We start from the raw sequence: 7024 nt of genomic DNA, 5'->3' as shown, positions 1-7024 counted from the left end.
CTTTATGAGTTCAGAACCTAGGCGGCCCGCCTGAGCCTGCGGCCTGCGCGTTCCGTCTTGGGTTTGGCATCGAACAGTTCGGCCAGTTTCTCGATCATGGCGCCGGCCAGCTGGTCGACGTCGGTGATCATCAGGGCGCGGCGGTAGAAGCGGGTCACGTCGTGGCCGATGCCGATGGCCAGCAGTTCGACGTCGGACCTGTCCTCGATCTGGCCGATCACCTGCCGGAGGTGGCGTTCCAGATAGTGGACCGGATTGGCGGTCTGGGTCGTGTCATCGACGGGGGCGCCGTCGGAGATGACCATCAGGATGCGCCGGGCCTCGGTGCGGGCCAGCATGCGCTCGTGCGCCCACGCCAGCGCCTCGCCGTCGATGTTCTCCTTGAGCAGGCCCTCGCGCATCATCAGGCCGAGGTTGCGCTTGGACCGGCGCCAGGGGGCGTCGGCGGTCTTGTAGATGATGTGGCGCAGCTCGTTCAGGCGGCCGGGGTTGGCGGGACGACCGGCGGTGATCCAGGCCTCGCGCGGCTGGCCGCCCTTCCAGGCGCGGGTGGTGAAGCCGAGGATCTCGACCTTGACGCCACAGCGCTCCAGCGTGCGGGCGAGGATGTCGGCACAGACGGCGGCCACCATGATCGGCCGCCCGCGCATGGAGCCGGAGTTGTCGAGCAGTAGGGTCACGACCGTATCGCGAAACGGGCTCTCGCTCTCGGCCTTGAACGACAGGGGCGCGGTCGGGTCGGTGATGACGCGGGTCAGGCGAGCCGTGTCGAGGACGCCCTCTTCCAGATCGAACATCCAGCTGCGGTTCTGTTGCGCCAGCAGGCGGCGCTGCAGCTTGTTGGCGAGGCGGGCGACCACGCTGGACAGCTGGGTCAGCTGCTGGTCCAGCAGGGCACGCAGGCGGTCCAGTTCGACCGGGTCGCAAAGCTCCTCGGCGGCGATGACCTCGTCAAAGGCGGTGGTGAAGGCGCGATAGACGGAGGGGTCATTGCCGCCTTCGCCCTCGGTGCGGCCGGGGCGCATGCCCTCTTCGGTGTCGGAGGCCTGATCCGACTCTTGCCCGTCGGCCTCGGCCGGAGCGCCGTCCGGACGGCTGTCGCGCTCGCCTTCCGAGCCGGAGTCCTCGCTGCGGCCCTCGGGTGAATTGTCCTCGCTGTCGCCGGTGTCGGGGTCTTCGCTGTCGTCCTCGGTCTCGGAAGGGGCGTCGTCCGCCGCCTCGTCCTCGCCCTCGGTGTCGTCGGCCTCGTCGGCCTGGCCATTGCCGGGATCGAGGTCGAGGGCCTTCAGCACGGCCTGCATCTCGCGGCCATAGACCTGTTGGTCGTCCAGCGCCGCGACCAGCCGGTCGAGCGCCGGACCGGCCCGCTCGACCAGGTCGTCACGCACCAGATCGAGGGTGGCGGCGGCGGCTTTGGGCAAGGGGCGCTCGCCCAGTCGTTCGGCCAGCAGCAGGCCCACGGCCTGATCCAGCGGCACCTGATCCGCCTCGGTCACGCGGGTAAGGCCGCTGCGCTCCATGCGGGTGACGAGGGCGGCCTCCAGATTGGCGCGAACCCCGGCCATGGCGCGGCCGCCCACGGCCTCCACCCGGGCTTGCTCGGCGGCCTCGAACACCTCGGCGGCGCGGCTGTCCAGCGGGGTCAGGGTCCGGTGCAGGCTGTCGTCATGATTGGCCAGCCGCAGGGCCAGGCGGTCGGCCTGTCCCCGCAGGGAGGCGCTTTCCGGGCCGGAAGGGTCGCGCGGCGGGTGCGGCAGGGTTAGCACGCCATTCGACATGCGCGGCCCATCCGAGGCGAACACGACCTCGAGCTCGTCCTGCTCCGCGAGGGCCCGCGCGGCATGGGCGAGGGCGCGCTTGAAGGTCTCTGTCGGTGTGTCCGGCGGCATGGTCCTGACCTAGCCCCGGCGGGGCCTCGGGGAAAGGGGCGCGTCCGGGAATTGAGACGGTGAGAAAACACCGTCTGAATAGTCTGAATGGTCTGAAGGAGTGTCCTCATCTCCTCCCCGCCTGCGGGGAGGTGGATCGCGGGCGTAGCCTGCGAGGCGGAGGGGGCGGTGAGACCGGGGACGTCGTGCGCGACGCGTTGTTCAACGGCAGCGCTACCCCCTCCACCACTCCGTGGTCCCCCTCCCCATCAAGATGGGGAGGAGATGAGAATTCACCGTCTGAACCGTCTGAACCGTCTGGTTTCGCACCTCCGCTGTCCGGGGGAATGGCAACCGGACAGTATGGATCAGGCGCGGACCCGGTCGGGAAGAACGGTGCGGGAACGGGGCGGGCTTCTGAAAAAGTTGGTTTTTGGGGCGGTGGCCATCATGGTCACCGCCCTCAGTCCAGCGTCATCCTCGGGCTCGACCCGAGGATCGGTGACGTCCGCAACGGCCAACGGTCTGCCCGGACCGATCCTCCGATCAAGTCGGAGGATGACGAGACATCAGGACCGGCGGGGCCCTCAGCCCTTCTTGTCGGCCTTCAGCTTGTCCTGGTGGGCGCGGATGCCGATGGCGATCAGCTCGGCGGCCTCGCCGGCGTCGCCCCAGCGCTTGACCGTCGTTTCCTTGTTCTTCTCCAGATCCTTGTAGCGGGTGAAGAAGTGCTGGATCTGGTCGATCATGATGGCCGGCAGCTGACGATAGCTGGCGACGTCGGTGTAATAGGGGTGGAGCGCGTCGACGGGTACGGCGAGGATTTTTTCGTCCATGCCCTTTTCGTCTTCCATGATCAGCACGCCGATCGGGCGCGAGCGGATGACGCAGCCGGGCACCACCGGCGTCGGGTTCAGCACCAGCACATCGCAGGGGTCGCCATCGGCCGACAGGGTGTGGGGCACAAAGCCGTAATTGGCTGGATAATACATGGCCGTATGCAGGAAGCGGTCGACGAACAGGGCGCCCGACGCCTTGTCCATCTCATATTTCACCGGCAGGCCCCCTTGCGGGATTTCGATGATGACGTTCAGGTCCCAGGGAGGATTGGGGCCGACGGGGATGGCATCAATGTTCATGACGGGTCTATTGTGCACTTGCGAAACGGGGAGGCGCGCGTGATAGGCAAACCCGGCACCAGTAGCAAGCGTTCCGCGCAGGGCCCGACGGATGGGGCGGCAAGGGCATTCTCCATGAGGCGTCGCACATGAGCTCCCTCGACTGGGCCGCAGTGGCTCTCTTCATCCTGTGCTGGCTGGGCTATGAGCCGGTCCTGCGCGTGCTGTCGCGACGGTTCGGCACCCTGAATCAGGACATGGAGCTGGTCCGGCAGGTGTGGATGTCGGTGATGACCCGGCGCGAGATCCGGCTGGTCGACAGCCAACTGATGGGTCATTCGATCAATTCGGCGTCGTTCTTTGCCTCGACCAATCTGCTGCTGATCGCGGCGGTGGCGGGCATATTGTTCGGCGGAGAGGCAGCGCTGAGAGGCTTTGCCGCCGTGGGGGCGGAGGCCGTGCCCCTGCCGCTGCTGGAGGCCAAGCTGGCGCTGATTCTGGCGTGTCTGGTGCGGGGCCTGCTGGATTTCATCTGGTCGATTCGCCAGCTCAACTACACCCTTGCGGTGATCGGCTCGGTGCCCGAGCAGGACGAGGCGCTGGATCGGGCCGCGCTGGGCCGGGCGGCCGGCGATCTGATCAATCCGGCGCTGGCGTCATTCAGTCAGGGGGTGCGAGCCTATTATTTCGCCCTCGCGGCGGCCGCCTGGCTGATGGGGCCGCTGTGGCTGGGCGCGGGGGTGATCGCGGCCTTCGCCCTGCTGATCTGGCGGCAGGAGGGGTCGCCCGCAGCCCGGGCCATCCGCAAGGTGCGGGCAGTTCTGGAATCGGAGTCGGGCAAGGGCCCGCCTGCGCCCTGATACTGAGCAGTTGCAGCCCTTAATGGGATATTTTTTTGACGTTGAAACGGTTACATCGGCCAAAAATACCGCTTGAGTGTTACAATGCGTGACGACGGGTGAAAAATACCTGCTTGACGATTTGTGCACTGCAACCTAACTTGACCTTGACGCCTTCGGGCGTCTTGCCCTTCCTGGGCGTTTCCTCCCTATAGACTTTCATGCCGCGCCTCCGGGCGCGGCATTTTTTCTGTCCGAGGGGTCAGGGGACGAGGTCGCTCGCCTCCCGCGCCAAGCTGTCGATCAGGCGGGTGATGATTCCTTGGCAGCGCGCCCAGCCCGGGCCCGGCTGCATAAGCGCCTCATCCAGATATAGCGCCCGGGAAATCTCGATCTGGAGGGCGTGGAAGCCCTCGCCCGGGTGGCCCCAGCGCTCGGTCGTCCAGCCCCCGGCGTAGGGCTGGTTCAGCGCCACCCTGAGCCCTTCGCCGCGCAGGAGGGCCGCCACGCGCCGGGTCAGGGCGGTCGCGCAGGCCACGCCGTGGCGGTCGCCAAGTACGATCTGGGGGAAGGTGGCGACCGGGCGTTTGGCTGGCGGGCTGGCGCGCGGGCCGGGCATGGAGTGCCAGTCGATCAGAACGGCTACACCGTGCCGGGCGCGGGTCTGCTCCATCAAGGTGTCCAGCGCCGCGTGATAAGGACCATGGGCTTCCTTGATGCGGCCGGTGACCTCGGCGAGGCTGATGCGATCGCGGTAGAGGGGGCGCCCGTCGCCGGTCAGGCGCGGCACCACGCCATAGCCCGATTGGGCCCGTGGCCCGCCCTCTGATCCTGTCGGCAGGTCGTCGATGAGGGTGGGATCGAGGTCGGTCGGGGCCCGGTTCAGGTCGAGCCAGGCCCGGCCATGGGTCGCCAGCAGCAGCGGGATGCCGTGCCCGGGCGCGCCCTCGATCAGGCGGTCGACCAGGGCATCCTCGGCGCTGCGCAGCGACAGCTCGGACAGGTCCGGGTCAAAGCCCGCCGACTTCGGGTAGAGGCGGCCCGAGTGCGGCGAGGCGAACACCAGCGGACTGGTGGCCTCCCCGACAGGGGACAGCAGGCGAAACGGGGCCTGGGCCTGCAGATCCCCGTCTTCACCCGACATACGCCCTCCCCTTTGGCCCGCCCGTCGAATCCCTGTGGACACGGATCACTGATTTTCATGGCCGGTTTACGCTTGTCGCCTTAACCTTTTCCACAAGTGAGTAAAACGGCCGTTCGGGCTGACGGCTTTGGGGACCAATCGATGGCACGCATTCTTCTGGCAGAAGACGATGGATCACTGCGGGGCTTTCTGACCCGGGCGCTGGAGCGGGCCGGTCATGAGGTCGTCGACTGCGAGAATGGCGATGACGCCATCGATGCGCTTGAGGACGGCCCCTATGACCTGCTGCTGACCGATATCGTCATGCCGGGTGCCGACGGCATCGAGGTGGCCCGCGTGGCCGCCGCCCGCCAGCCGGGCCTGCGCATCATGTTCATCACCGGCTTTGCCGCCGTGGCCCTGACCGCCGCCCAGAGCACCCCCCAGGCCAAGGTGTTGGCCAAGCCTGTGCACCTGCGCGACCTGGTCGGCGAAGTCGAGAAGATGATCGCCGCCTGATAAGCGTTCTGACAAGGCCGTGAGGGGCTTGCAGTCTCGCGCGGAGACGGGTTATACCCCGCGCCTTCCCGGACCGGCACCTGCCGGCCCCGCCCCGGCGGACGCGTAGCTCAGCGGGAGAGCACCTCGTTGACATCGAGGGGGTCACAGGTTCAATCCCTGTCGCGTCCACCATTCCTTTCCAGACAATGCGCAATCACAAAACCCGCCCGGGTGACCGAGCGGGTTTATATCGTGGGGGTCACTCCTCCGGGTCGGGCACGGACTCGCCGGTGTCGCCCTCGTCGAACAGGCGGAACTCGTGCCAGAGGCCGTTGAGGATGCCGAACGCGACGGCGAGGCCGAGGCCGAGGATCCAGGCAAAATACCACATCGTTCAGGCCCTTCGGTTCAGTAGAGGTCGGGGTTGGTCTTGAGCGCGGCGGTGGTCGAACGCCCCCACAGCACCTTGTAGACCCAGGCGGTGTAAATCAGGATCAGCGGCAGGAAGACCACCGTCACCCCCAGCATGATGAACAGCGTCAGATGGCTGGACGAGGCATTCCAGACCGTCAGGCTGGAGCCCGGGTCGATCGAGCTGGGCAGGATGAAGGGGAACATCGACAGGCCGACGGTCGAGATGATGCCGACGGTCGCCGCCGAGGAGCCGACGAAGGCCACGGGCTCGGACTTGCGCCACAGGCCCAGCAGGGCCGCAGCGGTGCCGAGGAAGCCCAGCGCCGGGGCGATCAGCATCCACGGATAGGTCGCATAGTTGTCCATCCAGGCGCCGCCGGCGGCCTCGACGGTCGAGCGCAGGGGGTTGGAGAAGCCGTTGGGGTCAACCTCGCTGACGATGCGGAAGCCGAGGTCACCGAACGCCACCCAGGCACCGCCCGCCGCGAACAGCACGAGGCTGAGCAGGCCCGCGACGGTGCCGATGGCAAAGGCGCGTTTCTGCACCGGACCGCGCTCGGCCTTGAGCCCCAGCCAGGTGGCGCCGTGCAGGACCAGCATGGTCACCGACAAGAGGCCGCACAGCAGGGCGAACGGGGTGAACAGACCCAGCAGGGTGCCTTCGTAGAAGGACCGCAGGTCACTATCGAGCCGGAAGGGGGCGCCGATCAACACATTGCCGACGGCGACACCGAACACCAGGGCAGGCACAAAGCCGCCGATGAACAGGCACCAGTCCCAGAAGCTGCGCCATTTGGGCGAGGGCCGCTTGGACCGGTATTTGAAGGCCACGGGTCTTAGGATCAGGGCGGACAGCACCAGGAACATGGCGAGGTAAAAGCCCGAGAAGCTGACCGCATAGACGAACGGCCAGGCGGCGAAGATGGCCCCCCCGCCGAGGATGAACCACACCTGGTTGCCCTCCCAGGTGGCGCCGATGGTGTTGATCACCATACGGCGTTCCTCGTCGGTCCTGGCGACGAACGGCAGCAGGGCGCCGACGCCGAGGTCAAAGCCGTCGGTCAGGGCGAAGGCGATCAGCAGCACGCCCAGCAGGCCCCACCAGATGACACGGAGGGTGGCGAAATCGAGAGGCAGTTCCATGACGGATCTCCGGGTCTG

At 67.1% G+C, this 7024-nt stretch carries 7 protein-coding genes and 1 tRNA gene; 3 read left to right on the top strand and 5 right to left on the bottom strand.

Annotated elements, in window-relative coordinates; all coding sequences use genetic code 11:
• Positions 1 to 17: 17 nt before the first annotated feature.
• Both cobT and ppa read right to left on the bottom strand, forming a co-directional pair.
• Positions 18 to 1889: a cobaltochelatase subunit CobT gene (gene cobT, locus B4K74_RS08335; RefSeq protein WP_286692546.1), complete on the bottom strand. Its 1872-nt coding sequence runs from the start codon at positions 1887 to 1889 to the stop codon at positions 18 to 20.
• Positions 1890 to 2455: 566 nt separating this feature from the next.
• Positions 2456 to 3007, bottom strand: a complete 552-nt coding sequence (gene ppa / locus B4K74_RS08330) for an inorganic diphosphatase (RefSeq protein ID WP_286692545.1) — start codon at positions 3005 to 3007, stop codon at positions 2456 to 2458.
• A gap of 128 nt (positions 3008 to 3135) precedes the next feature.
• On the opposite strand from ppa, the gene B4K74_RS08325 reads away from it, so the two are divergent.
• Positions 3136 to 3846: a DUF599 domain-containing protein gene (locus B4K74_RS08325; RefSeq protein WP_123287660.1), complete on the top strand. Its 711-nt coding sequence runs from the start codon at positions 3136 to 3138 to the stop codon at positions 3844 to 3846.
• A gap of 241 nt (positions 3847 to 4087) precedes the next feature.
• On the opposite strand, the gene B4K74_RS08320 is transcribed toward B4K74_RS08325, so the two are convergent.
• Positions 4088 to 4969, bottom strand: coding sequence for an N-formylglutamate amidohydrolase (locus B4K74_RS08320; protein WP_286692544.1), 882 nt, complete (start codon positions 4967 to 4969; stop codon positions 4088 to 4090).
• 141 nt (positions 4970 to 5110) lie between these two features.
• Here B4K74_RS08320 and cpdR point away from each other — a divergent pair, with 141 nt between their 5' ends.
• Positions 5111 to 5467, top strand: coding sequence for a cell cycle two-component system response regulator CpdR (gene cpdR / locus B4K74_RS08315; protein ID WP_123287662.1), 357 nt, complete (start codon positions 5111 to 5113; stop codon positions 5465 to 5467).
• A gap of 99 nt (positions 5468 to 5566) precedes the next feature.
• Positions 5567 to 5641, top strand: a tRNA-Val gene (locus B4K74_RS08310).
• A gap of 67 nt (positions 5642 to 5708) precedes the next feature.
• Here the strand turns inward: B4K74_RS08310 and cydX are convergent.
• Together cydX and cydB are read right to left on the bottom strand one after the other, a co-directional pair.
• Positions 5709 to 5840, bottom strand: a complete 132-nt coding sequence (gene cydX, locus B4K74_RS08305; RefSeq protein ID WP_123287663.1) for a cytochrome bd-I oxidase subunit CydX — start codon at positions 5838 to 5840, stop codon at positions 5709 to 5711.
• A gap of 17 nt (positions 5841 to 5857) precedes the next feature.
• Positions 5858 to 7006: a cytochrome d ubiquinol oxidase subunit II gene (gene cydB, locus B4K74_RS08300; protein WP_286692543.1), complete on the bottom strand. Its 1149-nt coding sequence runs from the start codon at positions 7004 to 7006 to the stop codon at positions 5858 to 5860.
• Between the last annotated feature and the right edge of the window lie 18 nt (positions 7007 to 7024).

The sequence above is a fragment of the Brevundimonas sp. UBA2503 genome (assembly GCF_002341485.1).
GTDB classification, from domain to species: Bacteria; Pseudomonadota; Alphaproteobacteria; order Caulobacterales; family Caulobacteraceae; genus Brevundimonas; species Brevundimonas halotolerans.
The sequence above is the reverse complement of the archived record's forward strand: the minus strand, read 5'-3'. Positions and strand labels throughout refer to the sequence as shown.

Coding starts and splice junctions, on each gene's coding strand:
- B4K74_RS08320 (WP_286692544.1), bottom strand. CDS start 4,969: ATGTCGGGTGAAGACGGGGATCTGCAGGCCCAGGCCCCGTTTCGCCTG.
- ppa (WP_286692545.1), bottom strand. CDS start 3,007: ATGAACATTGATGCCATCCCCGTCGGCCCCAATCCTCCCTGGGACCTG.
- B4K74_RS08325 (WP_123287660.1), top strand. CDS start 3,136: ATGAGCTCCCTCGACTGGGCCGCAGTGGCTCTCTTCATCCTGTGCTGG.
- cydB (WP_286692543.1), bottom strand. CDS start 7,006: ATGGAACTGCCTCTCGATTTCGCCACCCTCCGTGTCATCTGGTGGGGC.
- cpdR (WP_123287662.1), top strand. CDS start 5,111: ATGGCACGCATTCTTCTGGCAGAAGACGATGGATCACTGCGGGGCTTT.
- cydX (WP_123287663.1), bottom strand. CDS start 5,840: ATGTGGTATTTTGCCTGGATCCTCGGCCTCGGCCTCGCCGTCGCGTTC.
- cobT (WP_286692546.1), bottom strand. CDS start 1,889: ATGCCGCCGGACACACCGACAGAGACCTTCAAGCGCGCCCTCGCCCAT.